19 protein-coding genes are annotated in these 18,866 nt (G+C 65.5%); 9 read left to right on the forward strand and 10 right to left on the reverse strand.

Going from position 1 to position 18,866, the window contains the following annotated elements; genetic code table 11:
- Positions 1-64: 64 nt before the first annotated feature.
- The 4 genes from ABFX56_RS09140 to purL form a co-directional block, all read right to left on the reverse strand.
- On the reverse strand, positions 65-1,303 hold the full coding sequence (locus tag ABFX56_RS09140) for an ABC transporter permease (RefSeq protein WP_346232934.1): 1,239 nt from the start codon (positions 1,301-1,303) through the stop codon (positions 65-67).
- Positions 1,300-2,049 carry an ABC transporter ATP-binding protein gene (locus tag ABFX56_RS09145; protein ID WP_346232935.1) on the reverse strand — a complete coding sequence of 250 codons (750 nt, stop codon included), beginning with the start codon at positions 2,047-2,049 and terminating at the stop codon, positions 1,300-1,302. The genes ABFX56_RS09140 and ABFX56_RS09145 overlap by 4 nt, the downstream gene beginning before the upstream one ends.
- Entirely contained in the window at positions 2,046-3,257 is a 1,212-nt protein-coding gene (locus ABFX56_RS09150; protein ID WP_346232936.1) for an efflux RND transporter periplasmic adaptor subunit, read from the reverse strand. Before ABFX56_RS09150 ends, ABFX56_RS09145 begins: the two co-directional genes overlap by 4 nt.
- A 91-nt stretch (positions 3,258-3,348) precedes the next feature.
- Positions 3,349-5,718, reverse strand: coding sequence for a phosphoribosylformylglycinamidine synthase subunit PurL (purL, locus tag ABFX56_RS09155; RefSeq protein WP_346232937.1), 2,370 nt, complete (start codon positions 5,716-5,718; stop codon positions 3,349-3,351).
- Between the two features lie 121 nt (positions 5,719-5,839).
- Between purL and ABFX56_RS09160 the strand changes: the two genes are divergently transcribed.
- Positions 5,840-7,156, forward strand: coding sequence for a cysteine desulfurase (locus ABFX56_RS09160; RefSeq protein WP_428834415.1), 1,317 nt, complete (start codon positions 5,840-5,842; stop codon positions 7,154-7,156).
- Entirely contained in the window at positions 7,153-7,605 is a 453-nt protein-coding gene (sufU, locus tag ABFX56_RS09165) for a Fe-S cluster assembly sulfur transfer protein SufU (protein WP_346232938.1), read from the forward strand. The genes ABFX56_RS09160 and sufU overlap by 4 nt, the downstream gene beginning before the upstream one ends.
- Before the next feature lie 106 nt (positions 7,606-7,711).
- Here sufU and ABFX56_RS09170 read toward each other — a convergent pair whose 3' ends face one another.
- The 3 genes from ABFX56_RS09170 to purS form a co-directional block, all read right to left on the reverse strand.
- Positions 7,712-8,206, reverse strand: a complete 495-nt coding sequence (locus tag ABFX56_RS09170; protein ID WP_346232939.1) for a DUF3817 domain-containing protein — start codon at positions 8,204-8,206, stop codon at positions 7,712-7,714.
- 63 nt (positions 8,207-8,269) lie between these two features.
- Positions 8,270-8,965 carry a phosphoribosylformylglycinamidine synthase subunit PurQ gene (purQ, locus tag ABFX56_RS09175; RefSeq protein WP_346232940.1) on the reverse strand — a complete coding sequence of 232 codons (696 nt, stop codon included), beginning with the start codon at positions 8,963-8,965 and terminating at the stop codon, positions 8,270-8,272.
- A complete protein-coding gene (gene purS / locus ABFX56_RS09180) occupies positions 8,965-9,258 on the reverse strand; it encodes a phosphoribosylformylglycinamidine synthase subunit PurS (protein WP_346232941.1) in 294 nt (97 codons plus the stop codon). The genes purQ and purS overlap by 1 nt, the downstream gene beginning before the upstream one ends.
- Before the next feature lie 140 nt (positions 9,259-9,398).
- Between purS and ABFX56_RS09185 the strand changes: the two genes are divergently transcribed.
- Positions 9,399-10,910 (forward strand): DHA2 family efflux MFS transporter permease subunit, encoded by a 1,512-nt coding sequence (locus ABFX56_RS09185; protein WP_346232942.1) that lies wholly within the window; start codon positions 9,399-9,401, stop codon positions 10,908-10,910.
- A 68-nt stretch (positions 10,911-10,978) separates the two neighbouring features.
- Here ABFX56_RS09185 and ABFX56_RS09190 read toward each other — a convergent pair whose 3' ends face one another.
- From ABFX56_RS09190 to ABFX56_RS09200, 3 genes are all read right to left on the reverse strand, one after another.
- On the reverse strand, positions 10,979-11,854 hold the full coding sequence (locus tag ABFX56_RS09190; RefSeq protein ID WP_346232943.1) for a VOC family protein: 876 nt from the start codon (positions 11,852-11,854) through the stop codon (positions 10,979-10,981).
- A 109-nt stretch (positions 11,855-11,963) separates the two neighbouring features.
- A complete protein-coding gene (locus tag ABFX56_RS09195) occupies positions 11,964-12,818 on the reverse strand; it encodes a phosphoribosylaminoimidazolesuccinocarboxamide synthase (protein ID WP_346232944.1) in 855 nt (284 codons plus the stop codon).
- Positions 12,819-12,825: 7 nt separating this feature from the next.
- On the reverse strand, positions 12,826-13,836 hold the full coding sequence (locus ABFX56_RS09200) for a LacI family DNA-binding transcriptional regulator (RefSeq protein WP_346232945.1): 1,011 nt from the start codon (positions 13,834-13,836) through the stop codon (positions 12,826-12,828).
- 185 nt (positions 13,837-14,021) lie between these two features.
- Between ABFX56_RS09200 and ABFX56_RS09205 the strand changes: the two genes are divergently transcribed.
- The 6 genes from ABFX56_RS09205 to ABFX56_RS09230 all read left to right on the forward strand — a co-directional run bounded on the left by ABFX56_RS09205 (position 14,022) and on the right by ABFX56_RS09230 (position 18,865).
- Positions 14,022-14,849, forward strand: coding sequence for a transporter substrate-binding domain-containing protein (locus ABFX56_RS09205; protein WP_346232946.1), 828 nt, complete (start codon positions 14,022-14,024; stop codon positions 14,847-14,849).
- A gap of 8 nt (positions 14,850-14,857) precedes the next feature.
- Positions 14,858-15,511, forward strand: a complete 654-nt coding sequence (locus tag ABFX56_RS09210; protein ID WP_346232947.1) for an amino acid ABC transporter permease — start codon at positions 14,858-14,860, stop codon at positions 15,509-15,511.
- A gap of 9 nt (positions 15,512-15,520) precedes the next feature.
- On the forward strand, positions 15,521-16,246 hold the full coding sequence (locus tag ABFX56_RS09215; RefSeq protein WP_346232948.1) for an amino acid ABC transporter permease: 726 nt from the start codon (positions 15,521-15,523) through the stop codon (positions 16,244-16,246).
- Positions 16,243-16,965, forward strand: a complete 723-nt coding sequence (locus ABFX56_RS09220; protein ID WP_346232949.1) for an amino acid ABC transporter ATP-binding protein — start codon at positions 16,243-16,245, stop codon at positions 16,963-16,965. The genes ABFX56_RS09215 and ABFX56_RS09220 overlap by 4 nt, the downstream gene beginning before the upstream one ends.
- A gap of 84 nt (positions 16,966-17,049) precedes the next feature.
- On the forward strand, positions 17,050-17,733 hold the full coding sequence (locus ABFX56_RS09225; RefSeq protein ID WP_346232950.1) for a fumarylacetoacetate hydrolase family protein: 684 nt from the start codon (positions 17,050-17,052) through the stop codon (positions 17,731-17,733).
- Between the two features lie 73 nt (positions 17,734-17,806).
- Positions 17,807-18,865, forward strand: coding sequence for a D-2-hydroxyacid dehydrogenase (locus tag ABFX56_RS09230; RefSeq protein WP_346232951.1), 1,059 nt, complete (start codon positions 17,807-17,809; stop codon positions 18,863-18,865).
- Position 18,866 lies beyond the last annotated feature (1 nt).

Below are 18,866 nucleotides of genomic sequence, written 5' to 3' on the forward strand. Positions count from 1 at the left end.
TGATCGTGTGGGCACTGTGATCGTGTGGGCGGGGCCTGGGGGGAGTCGGGTGTGCTGGTCTCGGTCAGTCCGCGCGGAGGGCCTGGATGGGACGCAATCTGGCGGCGGCGGCGGCCGGGTAGACCCCGAAGAACACGCCGATCGCCACCGAGACGCCCAGCGCCAGCGGAATCGAGAAGCCGAGTACCGCCGGCTGGGTACCGTTGATCGGGATCTGGGCGGCGGCCAGCGCCACGGCGACGCCGAAAATACCGCCGATCAGTGTTAGTGTGGCCGCCTCGGTGAGGAACTGGCCCAGGATGCTGGCGCGCGACGCCCCGAGGGCCTTGCGGATTCCGATCTCTCTGGTGCGCTCCGTCACGGCGACGAGCATGACGTTGGTGACGCCGATCCCGCCGACCAGCAGACTGATCGCGGCGACCGCGCCCAGCAGCACCGTGAAACTGGCCGCGCTGGCCGCCCGGGTGGCCAGCAACGAGCTCTGGTTGGTGATCGTGTAGGTTTCCGCGCTGGGATTGCTGATGCCGAGCAGTTGATTGAGCATGACCTCAAGCTCACCCTGCGCGGCGGGCACGGCATCCGCGCTGGTCGCTGCGACGGTGATCGTGCTCACCGCGTCGAAGCCGGTGAAGGACCGCTGGATGCGAGTGATTGGCGCGATCACGATCGAATTGGAGTCTTCGAGTGCGGATGCTCCCTGCTCGGCGAGGATGCCGGTCACCGTGAAGGTGGTGCCGCCCAGGGTGATCGTCTGCCCAAGTGCTGAGCTGGACGGGAACAGGCTTGCCGCAAGACCCTGACCGATCACCGCCTTCTTGGCTGCTGTGCTGACGTCGGCGGTGGTGAACCCCGGGCCCGACGCCACCTTCGCCGTGGTCACCGCGAAGTAGTCCTGGGTGGTGCCGATGACCGGGATGCCCGTCTGGGAGCCGGCCGGTGACGACACGGTGAGATCCGCCTGGGATTGAGGCACCACGGTGGCGACGTGGCCGAGGCCGCTCGACGCCAGATCCTGGGCCACCCGCATTGTGATCGTTTTTTGCGAAGTCCCCGCGGTGGTGGTGGTGCCCGACGCGTTGCCACCACCGAAACCGCGGGTGAATCCCGAACTGCGCACGGTCAGGGTATTGGTACCGAGGCTGGTGATCGCGTCGTTCACCTGCTGCGCCGACCCGTTGCCGACGGCTAACAGCAGGATTACCGATGCGACGCCGATCATGACGCCTAGCATCGTGAGGGCGGAGCGGAGCTTGTTGGACAGCACACCGAAGGCCGCGGCGCGCAGAACCTCGAAAAAGCTCACGACCCGGATCCCGTCTCGGCGGCGGTCGATACTGCCATCGACGCCCTGGTCCGGCGGCGCCGGTCGGCGGCGACGAGGCCGTCGCGAAGCTCGAGGACGCGGTGCGCCCGCCGGGCCACAGCCTCCTCGTGGGTGATGATGACGATGGTGCGGCCGTGGTCAGCCAACTCGTCCAGGATGCCCAGGATCTCTTCGGTGGAGGCGCTGTCGAGGTTGCCCGTGGGTTCATCCGCCAGCAGCATCGTCGGGTTGGTCACCAGGGCTCGAGCGATGGCCACCCGTTGCTGCTGCCCACCGGAGAGCTCCGCGGGGCGATGATGCAGCCGTGCGGCCAGGCCGACCCGCTCGAGTGCCGCTGCCGCCCGCTCCTGCCGCTGCGCCCTGGGCACCTTGCCGTAAATCAGCGGCAACTCCACGTTGGCCAATGCGGACATCCTGGGGATGAGATTGAATGATTGAAAGATGAACCCGACCTGGCGGTTACGCACAACGGCCAACTCGTTTTCCGTCAGTGTCTCCACATCCATGCCTGTGAGGGAATATTTGCCCTGGGAGGCGATGTCGAGACAACCGAGCAGGTTCATCAGCGTCGACTTCCCTGAGCCGGACGGGCCGATGATGGCCAGGTACTCCCCGGCAGCCACGGTCAGGTTTATGCCGCGAAGCGCATGAACGGTGCCGTCACCGGTCCCGTAGCGTTGATGGACGTCCATGAGTTGGATCGCCGCGGTCTGCTCACCGTTCATCGACCGCCACCGGCCGTTCCACTGTTGAAGGGGTTGCCGGAGTCGAACCGTCCGGAGAAGCCGCCACGAGCTTGGTTGCTGCGGGTCGTGCCGGTTCCGGCGGTAGCGGACGCGGCGCGGCCCAGCACGATCGTTTCTCCGGCGTCTAGTCCCGAAGTGATCTCGGTGCCCTTGTCGCCCACCATGCCGGTGACCACGATGACGGACGAGGTCTTTCCGTTTTTGACCACCTTGACGGTCGAGGTGCCATCGCTGGCGGTGATGATCGCCGCCGCCGGAACATAGAGGGCATCCGCCGCGGAACTCTTAGTGGTGATGGACACGGCGGCGGTTTGTCCGAGCCTGAGCCCTGCGGGAATCGTATCGAGGGTGATGGTGGTGGCGTAGCTGACGATCGAATTGCTGGAGGTCGCGGTGGGCGAAATGGCGCTCACGGTGGCCGCGGTCGTCACCGAGGGCAGCGCGGGGAAGGAGAGCTGGGCCTTCTGCCCGACGGTGACCGAGGCGATGTCCGCCTCGACGATATTTGCGGTGACGGTCAGCGTGGACACATCGGCGATGCTGGCGAATCCGGCGTTGGAACCACCGCCGGCGGATGCGCCACCCGAGCCGGTCGTGGCCCCCACGGTGCCGCCGACCGCGATCACCAGCCCGCCGATCGGCGCGGTCAAGGTGGCTGCGGTGAGATCGGCGGTGGCCGTGTCGACGGTATCTTGGGCGTCGTTCACCCGTTCCTGGGCGGAGCGCACCGCCGACTTCGCGTTGGTCAGCGACGGCGCACCTGACCCGATTGCGCCCGATGGACCGGCGGGGGCGGTGGTTGCGGCGGCCAGGTCCTGCTCGGTGTTGGCCAGAGTGGTCTTCGCATCCGCCAACACCGTGTCAGCGGTGGCCAATGCCCGCTTCAGTGTGGTGGCATCCAGCGTGCCCAGTTGCTGGCCGGCGGTGACGGTCTGACCGACGGCGACGTCAACAGTGGCGATGGTGCCAGGCACGGTGAAGTCGGCCACTGCCGTGCGGGCGGGGGCGATCGAGCCGGTGGCTGTCACGGTGGTGGAGACGACACCCTTCTGCACGGTCGCCGTGAGTTGGGTGGCATCCGTGGAGGCGGAGGTGCCCGGGACGACGAGGAAATAGCCGCCGACCAGCGCAACGATGGCCACCACGCCCAACGAGACGTTGGTGAGCAGGCGGGATTTCTTCGTCATGGGCTCACGGTGGCAGCGGAACCTATGCGCGGCGAAAGCGGAAGCTATGTGCTTCCTGGGAATCGGATCCTGCGGCGGTGCGAGTGCTCGCTTACTTCGGCACCCGGACGCCGAAGCGCTCCGGGAGCGTGCCGCCGTGCACGGTGCGCAACTCGTCCACACCGACCGTGAAGAGGTCCTGCACCTCGAGCGCGGCACCGGATGCACCGTCACTCCGGTCGAGAACACCGCCGTCGGTGACCCCGATGCGCAGCACCGGGTAACCGCGGCCCTCGCACAGGCCCTTGAACCTCACGTCGTCCTCGCGCGGCACACTCACGATCACACGGCCGCTCGACTCGCTGAACAGCGCCGCGGTCGCATCCACGCCGTCGCGCTCCATGATCTCGGTGAGCCAGACCCGTGCCCCGACCCCGAAGCGCAGCACCGCTTCGGCCAGCGCCTGCGCCAGCCCGCCATCCGACAGGTCGTGCGCGGAGGCGATCAGGCCCTGCGCCCCACCGGCGGCGACGAGGCCGGCCAGGCGGGCCTCGCCGGCCAGATCGACGAGCGGCGGATGCCCGCCCAAGTGGTCGTGGATCACATCGGCCCATGCGGAGCCGTCCAACTCGTCCCGCGTGATTCCTAGCAGATAGATGTTGTTGCCCTCGTCCTGCCAGCCGGACGGAATGCGCGCGGCGACGTCCTGGATGACGCCGAGCACCGCGGCGACCGGAGTCGGGTGGATCGGGATGTCACCGGTCTGGTTGTAGAAGGACACGTTGCCACCGGTGACCGGGATTTCCAGCTCCAGGCAGCCGTCGGACAGCCCGGCGACCGCTTGGGAGAACTGCCACATCACCTCGGGGTTCTCCGGAGAGCCGAAGTTGAGGCAGTCGCTCACCGCGACCGGAACGGCTCCGGTCACCGCGACGTTGCGGTACGCCTCCGCGAGGGCGAGCTGCGCGCCCCGGTATGGGTCGAGTTGGGCATAGCGGCCGTTGGCGTCCGCGGCCAGCGCGAAGCCGAGTCCGGATTCCTCGTCCACCCGCACCATGCCGCCGTCGTCCGGGTAGCTGAGCGCGGTGTTGCCACCCACGTACCGGTCGTACTGGCCGGTGATCCAGTCCTTGGACGCCAGGTTCGGGCTGCCGAGCAGCGTGAGGAACTGGGCACGCAACTCGGCCGGCGCGGTAGCCCGGGCCAGTCGGGAGGTGGAATCCGCCTGCAGCGCGTCGATCCAGGTCGGGTAGGCGACGGGCCGGTCGTACACGGGGCCGTCGATCGCGACGGTGCGCGGCTCGACGTTGACGATCTGCTCACCGCGCCAATTGATGATGAGCCGGCCGGTGTCGGTGACCTCGCCCAGCACGCTCGTCTCGACATCCCACTTGGCGGTGACCGCCAGGAATCCGGCGAGTTTCTCGGGCGTGACGACTGCCATCATCCGCTCCTGACTCTCGCTCATCAGGATTTCCTCGGCGGTCAGGCTCGGGTCGCGCAGCAGCACCTGGTCGAGCTCGATCTGCATGCCGCCATCGCCGCCCGCCGCCAGCTCCGACGTGGCACAGCTGATGCCGGCGGCACCGAGATCCTGGATGCCCTCCACCAGATCACCGGCGAACAGCTCGAGACAGCACTCGATGAGCACCTTCTCGGCGAACGGGTCGCCCACCTGCACCGCCGGGCGCTTCGTGGGAAGGGCCGCTCGCCCTGAGCCTGTCGAAGGGCCTGCGGAGAACGTGTCCGAGGCCAGAATGGAGGCGCCGCCGATGCCGTCGCCTCCGGTGCGCGCCCCGAACAGCACCACCTTGTTGCCCGCACCGCGCGCGGTGGCCAGGTGCAGGTCCTCATGCCGCAGCACGCCGACGGCGAGCGCGTTGACCAGCGGGTTGTCCTGGTACACCGCGTCGAAGTAGGTCTCCCCGCCGATGTTCGGCAGCCCCAGGCAGTTGCCGTAGAAACTGATGCCGGACACGACCCCGTTCACCACGCGCGCGGTGTCCGGATGGTCCACGCGTCCGAACCGCAACTGGTCCATCACCGCGACCGGCCGGGCGCCCATCGCGATGATGTCGCGCACGATGCCGCCGACCCCGGTCGCCGCCCCCTGGAACGGTTCGATGAACGACGGATGATTGTGGGACTCGACCTTGAAGGTCACCGCCCAGCCGCCGCCGATGTCCACGACACCGGCGTTCTCGCCGATGCCCACCATCAGGTTCTTCTTCATGGCCGGGGACACCTTGGCGCCGAACTGCCGCAGGTAGTTCTTGCTGGACTTATAAGAGCAGTGCTCGCTCCACATCACCGAGTACATCGCCAGCTCGCCGCTGGTCGGTCGCCGCCCCAGAATTTCCCGGATGCGCGCGTACTCGTCGGACTTGAGCCCGAGTGCGGCGTACGGCTGCTCCCGGTCTGGTGTGGCGATCGCATTGGCCACGGAGTCGACGACAGGTACTACGGAGGTGGGGGTGCTCACGGGACTTGGCTCCTGAATCGAGGGCGTGCCGGATGCCTCGATTCTACCGGCGCCGCCCGCGGCGTCTTGCCCGCCGTCGACCCCACTGGCAGGGCGACCGGCGTAATCTGAAGGTGTGCCTGTGATTGAAGTCGTGCCAGTAAAGGATGCCTCACCGGCGAAAGGCTCGACCGCGTTGACCGCCGCGGAGGTGGTTGCGCTGCGTCGCGACTTCCCGGCCCTGCATCAGGACGTGAACGGGCATCCGCTGGCCTACCTCGACTCCTCCGCGACCTCCCAGAAGCCCACGTTGGTCTTGGATGCCGAACGAGGCTTCTACGAGCACGCCAACGCGGCCGTGCACCGCGGTGCCCACACCCTGGCCGTCACTGCCACCGAGCTGTTCGAAGACGCGCGAGCCAACGTCGCCGCGTTCGTCGGGGCGGAGCCGGACGAGCTGGTGTGGACCTCCAACGCCACCGAGGCGCTCAACCTCATCGCCTATTCGATGTCCAACGCGAGCCTCGACCCCACGGCGGATTCCCGGGTGCGGCTGGCCGCCGGCGACGAGATCGTCGTCACCGAGATGGAGCACCACGCGAACCTCGTCCCGTGGCAGGGCCTGGCCGCACGCACCGGTGCCACGCTGCGCTACATCCCGCTCGCCGACGACGGCACACTGCCGATGGAGGCCGCCGCCACCGTGATCGGTCCGCGCACCCGCATCCTGGCCTTCTCCCATGTCTCCAACGTGCTGGGCGCGGTGAACCCGGTGGCCGAACTCGTCGCGCTCGCGCGGTCGGTCGGCGCCATCACCGTGCTCGACGCCGTGCAGTCGGTGCCACACCTGCCGGTGGACGTGAAGGCGCTCGGCGTCGACTTCGCCGCGTTCTCCGGCCACAAGATGCTCGGCCCGCTCGGCATCGGGGCCCTATACGGCCGGCGCGAACTGCTCGAGGCGTTGCCGCCGTTCCTCACCGGCGGGTCGATGATCACGACCGTGACGATGGAGACCGCCGGATATCTGCCGCCGCCGCAGCGTTTCGAGGCCGGCACGCAGCGGATCGCCCAGGTGATCGGCCTGTCCGCCGCCGTCGACTACCTGCGCGCGGTCGGGATGGATCGGATCGAGGCGCGCGAGGCTCAGTTGGGCCGCGCCCTGGTGGACGGTTTGGCGTCGATTCCCGGCGTCCGTCTGATCGGGCCGACGGATGCCCGCCGGGTCGGATTGGCCAGCTTCGTCGTCGACGGGGTGCACTCGCACGATGTTGGCCAGTACCTGGACGAACTCGGCATCGCCGTGCGCGTCGGACACCACTGCGCGCAGCCGTTGCACCGCCGGTTCGGCATCGCCGCGACTACCCGCGCCAGTTGCGCGCTGTACACCACGCAGGAGGAGATCGGCCGCTTCCTCGAGGGGGTGCGCGGCGTGCGCGCGTTTTTCGGAGCCGACAAATGAGCGGCCTCGGCGCGCTGTACCAGGACCTCATCCTGGACCACTCCCGGCAGCGCCACGGAGAGAGCGAGCCGCAGCCGGCCGCGGCATCCGCCCACGAGATCAACACCAGCTGCGGCGACGAACTGACCGTGCGCGTGCACCTGGATGCCGACGGCCAGTCGGTGCAGTCGCTCAGCTGGAACGGCGACGGCTGCGCAATCTCGCAGGCGTCCGCGTCGATGCTGTACGACCTCGCCCACGGCCTGACCGCCGCCGAATTGCGCACGCGGATCGACGCGTTCCGCGACATGATGCGTTCCCGCGGCAGCATCGAAGGCGACCCGGAGCTGCTCGGCGATGCGGTCGCGCTGGCCGGCGCATCGAAGTACGTCGCGCGGGTGAAGTGCGCGATGCTCGGCTGGGTGGCGTTGGAGAACGCGCTGCGCCAGCTGGAGGTTCCTACCGCCTAGGGGCTGGGGTTTCGATACGCTCGCTGGCGCTCGCACTCAACCCGCTGGGCCTCCGTGGGTTGAGTAGCCGACCGAGCTTGCGAGGCCGGCGTATCGAAACCCGCTGCTACTTCCACCCGCCGGGCGGACCGATGACCAGCAGGGTCGTCATGATCACGACGATGCCGACCAGGAACCCGGTGGCGAGCATTGCCGGGTGAGTCAGCATCCAGCGCAGCAGACGGCTCACCCAGGTGGCATCGCGCGGATCGTCGGTGGCCGTGTGCCGCCAGTCGCCATCGAGCAGGCCGCGGCGGTCCAGACGGCGGTCGAAGGGGATGGTCGCGTACGGGACGATCGCCGTGGCGACTGCCGCGACGATCTGCCTCACACTCCAGCGCTGGTTGACGCCCACGAGCACTGCGGTGAGTGCGTACGTGATGAAGACGAAACCATGGATTGAGCCGGCGATCAGCACGGGCAGCCCGCCGGCATCCGCTGCGTACTTCAGCAGCATGCCGGCGATGAGCAGCGTCCAGGTCACCGCTTCGGCGTTCGCGACAATGCGGTAAAACATGCGCGGTGGCACGCGAGAGATTACGGGGGCAGCGGTAACGGTCACGGCCCTATTGTCGCAAGACGCACTTGAGGATTACATCAGCCTCAACATCCGAACCCAGCCGGGCTAACGGACCAGCGCAGCCTCGATCACCGAGGTGAAGAACGTCAGGCCGTCGGTGCCGTTGCGCATCGCGGCGGGTGTGTCAGGGCCGAAGCCCTCTTCGGTCGCGTGTTCCGGATGCGGCATGAGGCCGACCACGTTGCCGCGCGCGTTGCAGACCCCGGCGATGTCGTTGACCGAACCGTTCGGGTTCACGCCGAGGTAGCGGAACGCGACCCGCCCCTCGCCCTCGATCCGTTCGATTGTCTCCGCTGAGGCGATGAACGCGCCCTCGCCGTTTTTCAACGGCACGATGATTTCGGCGTCTGGAGCGAAACCGGACGTCCACGCGGTCGAAGTGTTCTCCACCCGCAGGCGCTGGTCGCGACACACGAACGCGCCGAGGTCGTTGCGAATCAGTCCGCCGGGCAGCAGGTGCGCCTCGGTGAGCATCTGGAATCCGTTGCAGATGCCGAGCACCGGCATCCCGGTGTTCGCAGCGTCGATGACCTCGCTCATGATGGGGGAGCGGCTGGCGATCGCGCCGCAGCGCAGATAGTCGCCGTAGCTGAACCCGCCGGGCAGCACGATCGCATCCACGCCGTGCAGGTCGTGGTCGCCGTGCCACAGCGCCACCGGCTGCGCACCGGCGTGCCGGATGGCGCGCTGCGCGTCCCGGTCGTCGAGCGAGCCGGGGAACGTGATCACGCCGATGCGCATCAGTGGGTCTCTCCGGCCACCTCGGCAGAGCTGGACGCGATCTCGACGGACTTGAACCGCACCCCAACGACATCCTCGATCACGGCGTTGGAGAAGAGTGTCTCCGCCAGCTCCCGGGCCTCGGCGAGCGCCGCCTCGTTGGCCGGGCCGTCGAGCTCGATCTCGAAGCGCTTGCCGATCCGCACGTCGGTGAATCGGGTGTTGCCCAACCGCGCCAGTGCGCCGGCGACCGCCTTGCCCTGCGGGTCGAGCAGTTCGGCTTTGGGCATGACCTCGACGACAATTGTGGGCACGGATGACTCCAAGGAGAACGCCTGCGGGTGGATGACCCGATTCTAGCCGAGCCCAACCTTTGCAATCTGAGGCGGATGTCGCCGGCACGTCGCAGAATAGACCAAGCGCGTTCTGCGCCGGAACGATCGAGGACACCATCATGGAAACCATCGGCAAGCCGTGGCCTGCACTGTGGGCTCTCGTGCTCGGCTTCTTCATGATCATGGTCGACACCACGATTGTGTTCGTAGCCACACCGGCGGTCATGATCGGCCTACGCACCGACATCAACAGCGTCGTTTGGGTGACCAGTGCGTACCTGCTCGCGTACGCCGTGCCGCTGCTGATCACCGGGCGCCTCGGCGACCGATTCGGGCCGAAGAATCTGTACCTGGCGGGCCTGGTGGTGTTCACCCTGGCGTCGGCGTGGTCGGGATTCTCCGGGGACATCACGATGCTCATCATGGCGCGTGCGGTGCAGGGGCTTGGCGCTTCCCTCATGACCCCGCAGACCATGGCGGTGATCACCCGGATCTTCCCACCGGATCGACGCGGGGCGGCGATGGGTCTCTGGGGCGGAGTCGCCGGGGTCGCCAGCCTGGTCGGCCCGATCCTGGGCGGCGTGCTGGTCGACTCGCTCGGCTGGGAATGGATCTTCTTCATCAACGTGCCGATCGGCGTCGTCGCGTTTGTGATCGCCGTGAAATACGTGCCTGCGCTGCAGACGCATCCGCACCGCTTCGACATCGTGGGAGTCGTTCTCAGCGCCATCGGCCTGTTCTGTCTCGTGTTCGGCATCCAGGAAGGCCAGACCTACAACTGGGGCACCATCGTCGGGCCGATATCGGTGGGGAGCCTGATCATTACCGGCATCGTGGTGCTGGTCGCTTTTGCCGTGTGGCAGGCGGTCAACAAGAAGGGCGAGCCGCTGCTTCCCCTGAAGCTGTTCCGGGACTGGAACTTCTCCCTGGCCAACTTCGGCATCACCGCCGTCGGCTTCGCGATCACCAGCCTGTCGCTGCCGATCATGTTGTACGTGCAGATCGTGCGCGGGCTCACGCCCACCGAGGCGGCTCTGTTGCTGGTGCCGATGGCTGTGATCAACGGCGCGCTCTCCCCGGTGATCGGCAAGCTCACCGACTACGTGCATCCGCGCTATGTCGCCGCGCCGAGCATGCTGTGCCTGGCCGGCGGACTCTACTGGCTGAGTGCGATGATGACTCCGGATGTACCGATCTGGCACTTGCTGTTTCCGATCGCGATGCTGGGGCTGGCGAACGCCGGGATGTGGTCGCCGCTGTCGACGACGGCAACGCGGAACCTGCCGCCGTGGCTGGCCGGCGCCGGCTCGGGCGTGTACAACACCACCCGCCAGATTGGGTCCGTGCTCGGCAGCGCCGGAATCGCGGTGCTGATGCAGGCGCGGATCTCCGCCGAACTTCCCGGGGTCTCGGAGGCGCAAACCGGGGGGCAGGGCGCGTTGCCGTCGGCCCTGCATTCCGGGTTTGCCGCGGCGATGGGGCAGTCCTTGCTGCTGCCCGCCGCGGTGATCACCGTCGGCGCGCTCGCCTGCCTGTTCTTCGTGCGTCCGACCCGCACCGGGTGGGATGAGGAGGCCGAGGGCCAGGCACGCTCGACGCTCCCGCAACCGGCTCCGCGCGCCGGAAGTTAGGGCCGCGGGATGCTGCCGACGGGTGCGGCGAGTCTGTGGACCGCTTCCGCTGTCGGGGCAGGTCCGATCTAGGCGGCGGTCGGAGCCTCGGCGGCGACCCGGATGGCGTTGGCCCAGGGGTCCTCGAAGCTGAGGGTGCGGCCGTCGTGCCGGGTCTGCACGCCGTAGTGTGCCATCCGTTCGTCCAACGCGCCGAGGTCGTCGGCGCCTGGAACGACGATGTCGACCCGGCCGAGTCCGAGCGACGGGGCACGCCGACCGGCACCGGCGCTGTTCCAGGTGTTCATCGCCATGTGGTGGTGGTAGCCGCCCGCGCTGACAAACAGGGCCGACGTGCCCAGCGACGCCGTCGCATCGAAACCGAGTCGATTCACGTAGAACTCGCGCGCCGAGGCGATGTCGCCTACCTGCAGGTGTACGTGGCCGACGGATGCGGCTCCGAAATTGGGCTGCGCCGTCGCCGCCTCGGTGAGGTGCTCGCGGAGGAATTCGTTCGGGTCCAGGTACAGCGTGTCCATCTCCACCTGGCCGTGCGTCCAACTCCAACTGCTGCGGTCGCGGTCCCAGTACAGTTCGATGCCGTTGCCCTCGGGGTCGGTGAAGTAGAACGCCTGGCTGACCAGATGGTCGGCGCTGCCGGTGAAGGTGCCTGGTGCGTACCTGGCGACCGAGTAGATCGCGGCGGCGAGGCTCGCCTGCGACTCGAAGACGATGGCGGTGTGAAACAGCCCGGCATCGTGCGGACCCCGGTGCGCCAGTCCCGGCGAGTGCTGCAGGATGACGATCGGGGCGGTGCCGCGGCCCAGGGTGACGGTGGCGCCGTCGGCGCTCAGCACGTTCAGTTGCACGGCATCCCGGTAGTACCGGGTCTGGCAGTCAAGGTCATCCACCAGCAGGGTCACCGGGCCCATGGCGGTGTCGGCGGCAAGGAGGTCCTGGTTCATGGAAGCCCTTTCTCTTGCCGCGTCCAACGCTGCACTGCGGGTGCCTATTCCAACTTCACTTGCGCATAGTTGTTGTTCCCGGGGTCTGGGAACAACAACAAGGTGCAAGTCAGCGTGTCAGGCGCTCGATGAGTTCACGGTAGCGTGCGGCGGTCTGGTCCACGATGTGCCGGGGAAGCCGCGGCGGTGTGCCGGTTTTATCCCAGTGGTCCGCCAGCCAGTTGCGAACAATCTGTTTGTCAAAGCTCTGCGAGCGGCGGCCGGCTGCCCAATCCTCGGCGTCCCAGTAGCGCGACGAGTCGGAGGTGAGCACCTCATCGGCGAGTGTGGTGGTTCCGGTGACGCGGTGGGCGCCGAACTCGAACTTCGTATCGGCGAGCAGGATGCCTCGTTCCCGCGCGATCGCTGCCGCCCGCGTGTACGCCTCCAGGGATAGGTCGCGAAGCTCCGAGGCGACCGGTCCCACCAGTTCCTCGGTGCGCTCGAAGCTGATGTTCTCGTCGTGCTGGCCCAGCGGCGCCTTGAACGCCGGGGTGAAGATCGGCTCGGGCAAACGGTCGCCGAATCCCAGTCCCTCGGGCAGCGGCACTGCGCAAATGCTTCCGGAGTTCTGGTACTCGGCCCACGCGCTGCCGGCGACGTACCCGCGCACCACGCACTCGATCGGGTACATGTCCAGGGTCTTCACAAGCATCGCCCGCCCGGCCACCGCATCCGGAACCGTTGCATCAGACGCGAGGTGGTTCGGAATGTGCTCGAGCTGGTCGAACCACCACAGGCTCAGCGTGGTGAGCAACTCGCCCTTGCCGGGGATGCCGGGTTCGAGCAGATGGTCGAACGCGCTGATCCGGTCGCTGGCGACCATGAGCACGCGGTCCGGATACTCGTCGGACGAGTAGAGGTCCCGCACCTTTCCGGAGTAGGTCCGCGTCCAGCCGTCCAGGGTTTCGTCGCTCGCGATCACCCTTCCATTATTCAGGAGCCGACGCCGCCGAAGGCGACGCCGTGGACTGCCGCACGGTGAGCCAGGTCGGTACGCTGCCCAGCTGATGCGCGGTGGGGTCGAGAATCCGCTCGGCGGTGAGTACACCCAGTTTCTGCGCGGAGCCGTCGACGGTGGTCAGCGCGGGCCATGCCAACCCGTCGGGAAGGGAGTCGTCGCAGCCGACAATGCTGATTCGCCCGGGCACAGCGACATCAAGGTCGCGAAATGCGGAGAGCACGCCGAGGGCCACCTGGTCGTTGAATGTCATGACCGCGGTTGTGCCCTGGGTTGCGGCTCCGCGGGCGATCGAGCGACCGGCTTCCCGGCCGGCCTCGAAGCCGATCAATCCGGTCTGCACGATGGTTAGCGCCATTCCTACTTCCCGGCATGTGCGTGACAGCACCGACCGTTTTTGTGCGCCCGACCAGGACTGCGAAGGGCCGTCCACGTACGTCAGGCTTGAGTGCCCGAGGGTGTGCAGATGGTGAACCGCCGCACTGAAGCCCGGATCGACATCGATAACCATCTGGCTGAGTCTCGGTGGAGCTTCAGCGCCGTGCAACATCCGGTTCGCCAAGACCACCGGCAGTCTCGCGGTGGCACTGACGATTTGCTCATCCGTGAGTCGGCTCGATGCCAGCACCAGTCCGTCAACCTGGGTCGACATCCGACGCATCAGGTCGTACTCGCTTTCACGACTTTCGCGTGAGTCGCCGATGAGGATCCCGATTTTGTGTGCGCCAAGCTTTGATTCGAGGCCGGCGAGGAACCACGAGTGAAACGGATTGGTGAGATCGGGGACGATAACGCCGATGTTGCCGGTCAGGCCCGTCACCAGACTTCGGGCAACCCGACTGGGCGTGTAATCAAGTTCCGCTGCCGCGCGAATGACCCGTTGTTTAGTCGGTTCGGTCACCAGAGGCGAGTCGCTCAGGGCCCGCGACGCGGTGGCGATGGATACCCCCGCGATCGCGGCCACATGTCGAATAGTCGTCATCAGATTGACCCGCCGAAGAAAAAGAGTAGTGTCATTGAAACCGTTTACATTTATCATAGGGCGTCCCCAACAAAGCGGTGAGAATAGCAACCGCTCCGAGTGCGCAATCAACGAGTGTGGCGGATGTAAGGATGCATCACCTCGGTGCGCAGGGTCGCACATACTCGAAAAGATTGGAAATTACAGTGATTCACAAGCACATAAGAACTTCCATCGTCCTCATCGCGGTGGCGTCGATGGTGGCGCTCACCGGATGCACCTCCGGTAGCCCCGACGTCAAGCCCGCAGCAGAAAGCCAACTTCAGCGCGTCATCAAGAACGGCACGCTTCGAGTCGGAGTCCTGCCCGACTATCCGCCGTACAGCTCGCAGCAGGCCGACGGCAAGCTCGTCGGGTATGAACCCGACATCGCGGCGAAGCTGGCCACCGCCCTGGGCGTCAAGTTGGAAATGGTCAACACCGACGGTACAAGCCGCAAGCCGGTATTGGACTCGAACAGGGTCGACGTCGACATTGACGCCTTTACCGCCACGAATGAGCGAGCCAAGGCAGTGGACTTCACGATTCCCTACGTTGCCTCCGGTGCCCTTCCGCTCTTCCGCAAGGACAACCCGATCAAGAGCCTCGACGATCTGAAGGGAAAGAGCGTGTCGGTAGCCCGGGGCAGCACCAACGACAGCCTGATGACCAACCGTTTCCCCGACACCAAGGTCGTGCGGTTCGACACCATCGCGGACGCTGTTCAGGCCGTGAAGTCTGGAAAAGTGGACGCCGTGATGGAAGGCTTTGCCACGGTGCGGGCGGAGGCGGCCAAGGACTCATCGCTCCAGGTCTTGGACATCGAGCCGATCAATCCAGCGTTGATCTCCATGGGAGTCAAGCAAGGTGACCAGCTTTGGTTGAACTACTTGAACAACTTCATTCGTAACCTGAACAGCTCAGGCGATAACGCAGCCCTCTACCAGAAGTGGTTCCACGCCGACCTTCCCGCGGTTCTGGCTTACCAGGGCTAATCGGCGCAATGTCGTGGTACCCCGGGGATCTGATCCCTTACCTCCCCGTCATCCTTGGAGGGCTATGGATCAGCATCTATATCAGTGTGGTGAGCTTCGTTGTCGGCAGCGTGCTCGGGTTGTTCGCTTACCTTGGTAAAGCAGGCAAGTCTCGGGTAGTGAGCACGATCAGTTCCGCCTATATCGAGGTGGTTCGAAACGTTCCTCTGCTGGTGGTTCTCTACCTGATCTACTTCGGGCTGACGCAATTCGGGATCAATCTGGACCCGCTGTGGTCGGCGATCATTGCTCTCACGATTAACAACGGCGCGTACGTCGCGGAGATCCTCAGGGCCGGCTTCGAGTCGGTGCAGAGCGGTCTCCGCGAAGCCGCGCACGCGTTGGGAATGAGCCCGGTTCAGACCTTTAGGTATGCGGTGCTGATACCAGGCATCCGCAGCGTCTTTCCGGCGATGACGAACCAGTTCATCCTGCTGTTCCTGTTTTCGTCGGTAGCGTCGGTGATTGCGTTGCCAGAACTCACCAACGCATTGCTCAGCGTGAACTCCAACACCTTGCGCACGTTCGAGGTGTTCACCCTTGGGGCGCTGCTCTATTACGTGATTTCGTCCATCCTCGCAATCGGGTCGAGGGTGGGGGAGAAGAGGTTGTTCAGATGGTAGGTGTGCCCCGTGGATGACATCGCTCAATACGTGCTCCCGCTGGCCAACGGCGCCGCTATGACCGCGATCCTCTGCATCATTGCTGGCGTTGCTGGGACTCTTATCGGCCTCGTGGTGGGCATGGCCAGATCCTCGGGCATCGGACTGGTTCGCTGGACCAGTGCCGTCTACACCAACTTCCTGCGCGGTATCCCGCTCTTGATCATCTTGTTCTTCACCTACTTCGCGCTTCCCCTGCTCGTTCCAGGGGCGGTCTTCTCACAGTTGGTCAGCGGCGCAATCGGCCTCACCCTGTTCGTGAGCGCGTACATCGCAGAAGTGGTGCGGGGCAGCATTGAATCGGTCCCGCAAGGGCAGTTCGAGGCGGCAGACGCCCTCGGAATGGGGTACTGGCTGAAGTTCAGGTACGTCATCATGCCGCAGGCGCTGCGGGTCATCGTTCCACCGTGGGTGGGTATCATCCTCGCGATGATCAAAGACTCTTCCCTGGTTTCGGTCATCGGATTCGTTGAACTGACCCAAGCCGGCAAAATCATCGGAACCAAGACCATGGAGCCACTGCTCGCTTTCGCGCTGGTCGGAGCGGTCTACTTTTTCATCTGCTATCCGCTCTCCCGATTCGGCCGCTGGTATGAGAAACGGCTGGCGGTGTCCGGGATGCCCGTTCTGGATGCGCCGACGATCACAGACATTCTCGAGCAAGAACCGGGCACTCGCGTTGGAGGAGACCAATGATTTCAGTCAAGAACTTACACAAGAGCTACGGCAAGCTCGAGGTGCTCAAGGGCATCAGCTGCGAGGTTCAAGCAAGTCAGGTGGTCTGCGTGATCGGGCCATCGGGTTCAGGCAAAAGTACCTTCCTGCGCTGCCTCAACCTGCTTGAGTCAATTACCTCCGGGACCGTGGTCATCAACGGGCACGATCTGAGTGATCCCAAATTGGACACCGTCGTCGTGCGCAAAGACGTGGGAATGGTGTTCCAGCAGTTCAATCTCTTCCCGCACATGAAGGTGCTCGACAACATCATGATCGCTCCGATCAAGGTCGCCAAGAAGTCCAAAGCGGTCACCAGAGAAAGGGCGCTAGAACTGCTCGCGAAGGTTGGCTTGTCGGACAAAGCGGGGGTTTATCCGAGAGCACTGTCCGGCGGCCAGCAACAACGGGTCGCGATCGCCCGCGCACTCGCCATGGAGCCCACCGTGATGCTCTTCGACGAGCCGACGTCGGCTCTCGACCCGGAGACCGTTGGTGAGGTGCTGCTCGTGATGAAGCAACTCGCCCAAGAGGGAATGACTATGGTCGTGGTCTCGCACGAAATGGGATTCGCCCGCGAGGTTGCCGATCATGTCATTTTCATGGATCAAGGCGTCATCGTGGAAGAAGGCGAGCCCGCGGAAATCTTCGAGCACCCGAGGGAGGTCAGAACTCGCGCCTTCCTCAGCCGGGTTTCCTGACCGATGCGGTTAGCGCGAATCCGAACCGCGGGTGGTCCCATTGAAGTTGTACAACACGGCGATCGATGGCACGCCATCCGGGATATGTTCTCCGAACAACTCGACTACACCGGCGAAAGCTTTGCCGAAGACGTTGTGTTCCTGCCACCGGTGCGCCCTGCGGTGGTGCTCGGCATGGCACACAACGGCTCCGCGTCTGATCGGCAACTGGCACCGGGAGCTTTCTTCAAGTCCGCGCGGACCGTGTGCGGCCCCCATGACGGCATTGTGCTCGATCGCAACATCGGCTCGGTCAACGTCGAGGGTGAACTCGCGGTAGTCATCGCTAGGCAGACGAGACACCTGGCGCCAGGGCAGTCGCCGCGGCACATCCTCGGCTACACAATCGCCAACGATGTCACCTCGATCGATCAGATCAGCTTCGGCGGCACACTGCTCCAGGCCAAGAACGGTGACGGCTACACCCCGCTCGGTCCATGGATTGAAACGGCTGCAGACCCGGCTTCTCTGGCGATCACTCTTCGCATCCAAGGGGTCACGGTCGCGCGCTCAACCACCTCTGGGCTGGCCTGGAGCATCGACGAACAGCTCGTCTACCTCAGTTCGCACCTCGAATTGGGCCCCGGCGACGTGGTTCTCACCGGAGCACCCGGTACCTCAGCGGCGGTCCTCCCAGGCGATGACGTCGAGATCGTGATCGAGGGTATCGGCTCGCTGCGCAATCCGGTGGTTCGTGGCCGTGCCCGTGCGGCGGCGCCCTCACCGTAATCGGCTCCCTCGCAACCCGTTCAGCAGGCTGAACGGCGATGACCTCCAACAACCCGTATCAAAAGGACTTTCCATGACTGATTCTGCATCCCGCCTCCGCGTGGTCGCCGCCACTCCGATCAGCGAGGAGTTGATCGGCCGGGTCGTTGCGGCCGAGCCTCGTATTGACTTCATCCGTGACCAGGCACTGTTGCCGCCCATGCGTTTCCCGGGGGACCACTCTGGCGACCCGGCTTTCCACAGGAGCGCGGCGGAGCAGTTGCGGTTCGATGAGCTTGTCGACTCCGCCGATGCGCTCTACGGAGTACCGGACTGCCAGGCGGCCTCGCTCGCGCGTGTCGTCAACGCCAATCCGTGTTTGCGGTGGGTACACACCATGGCAGCTGGGGGCGGCGCCAAGGTGAAGGCGGCCCGCCTGACCGATGACCAGCTGCGGCGCGTAGCATTCAGCACTTCCGCCGGTGTGCACGCCAAGCCACTCGCCGAATACGCGGTCTTCGCACTTCTGGCGGGTGCGAAAACGCTTCCTCGCCTGCTGGCTCAGCAGCGGCAGCACCTGTGGGCCCGCCGGTGGACGATGAAACAGATTTCGGGGCAACGGATTCTGATCGTAGGGCTTGGCAGTATCGGCCGTGCGACCGCGCTGATGCTGAGGGCACTCGGTGCGACGGTAATCGGAGCGAGCAGACACGGCCAGAACATCGAGGGCGTCGACGAGATCATCCGCATGGATCAACTCGCGGAAGCCGCCGGACACGCGGACGGTATTGTCGTCGCCTTGCCCGGTACCGCTGCCACCGACAAGATGCTCGACGAGGCGTTCTTCGCCGCGGTGCAGCCGGGCGCCGCGTTCGTCAGCGTCGGTCGCGGCACGGTGATCGACGAGACGGCGCTCATCCGCGCTCTGGATGACGGGCGGATTGCCTTTGCAGCCATGGATGTCTTCGCCCACGAACCGCTCGATTCCCAAAGCCCGCTGTGGCAGCATCCCTCCGTTCTCATCAGCCCCCACACGGCGGCACTGGAAGAAGACGAGGACCGGCTCATCGCGGAACTCTTCGCCCGTAATGCGACGCGTTTCCTGGATGGACTGGCGCTGATCAATCGAGTCGACACCGTCGAGTTCTACTAGA

It is taken from the genome of Parafrigoribacterium mesophilum (assembly GCF_039652555.1).
Classification (GTDB): domain Bacteria; phylum Actinomycetota; class Actinomycetes; order Actinomycetales; family Microbacteriaceae; genus Parafrigoribacterium; species Parafrigoribacterium mesophilum.

What these genes read in the sequence shown, in the direction of transcription:
- ABFX56_RS09230 (WP_346232951.1), top strand. Translation starts at nt 17,807, where the DNA reads ATGACTGATTCTGCATCCCGCCTCCGCGTGGTCGCCGCCACTCCGATC.
- ABFX56_RS09220 (WP_346232949.1), top strand. Translation starts at nt 16,243, where the DNA reads ATGATTTCAGTCAAGAACTTACACAAGAGCTACGGCAAGCTCGAGGTG.
- ABFX56_RS09210 (WP_346232947.1), top strand. Translation starts at nt 14,858, where the DNA reads ATGTCGTGGTACCCCGGGGATCTGATCCCTTACCTCCCCGTCATCCTT.
- ABFX56_RS09185 (WP_346232942.1), top strand. Translation starts at nt 9,399, where the DNA reads ATGGAAACCATCGGCAAGCCGTGGCCTGCACTGTGGGCTCTCGTGCTC.
- ABFX56_RS09200 (WP_346232945.1), bottom strand. Translation starts at nt 13,836, where the DNA reads ATGACGACTATTCGACATGTGGCCGCGATCGCGGGGGTATCCATCGCC.
- sufU (WP_346232938.1), top strand. Translation starts at nt 7,153, where the DNA reads ATGAGCGGCCTCGGCGCGCTGTACCAGGACCTCATCCTGGACCACTCC.
- ABFX56_RS09190 (WP_346232943.1), bottom strand. Translation starts at nt 11,854, where the DNA reads ATGAACCAGGACCTCCTTGCCGCCGACACCGCCATGGGCCCGGTGACC.
- purQ (WP_346232940.1), bottom strand. Translation starts at nt 8,965, where the DNA reads ATGCGCATCGGCGTGATCACGTTCCCCGGCTCGCTCGACGACCGGGAC.
- ABFX56_RS09145 (WP_346232935.1), bottom strand. Translation starts at nt 2,049, where the DNA reads ATGAACGGTGAGCAGACCGCGGCGATCCAACTCATGGACGTCCATCAA.
- ABFX56_RS09150 (WP_346232936.1), bottom strand. Translation starts at nt 3,257, where the DNA reads ATGACGAAGAAATCCCGCCTGCTCACCAACGTCTCGTTGGGCGTGGTG.
- ABFX56_RS09225 (WP_346232950.1), top strand. Translation starts at nt 17,050, where the DNA reads ATGTTCTCCGAACAACTCGACTACACCGGCGAAAGCTTTGCCGAAGAC.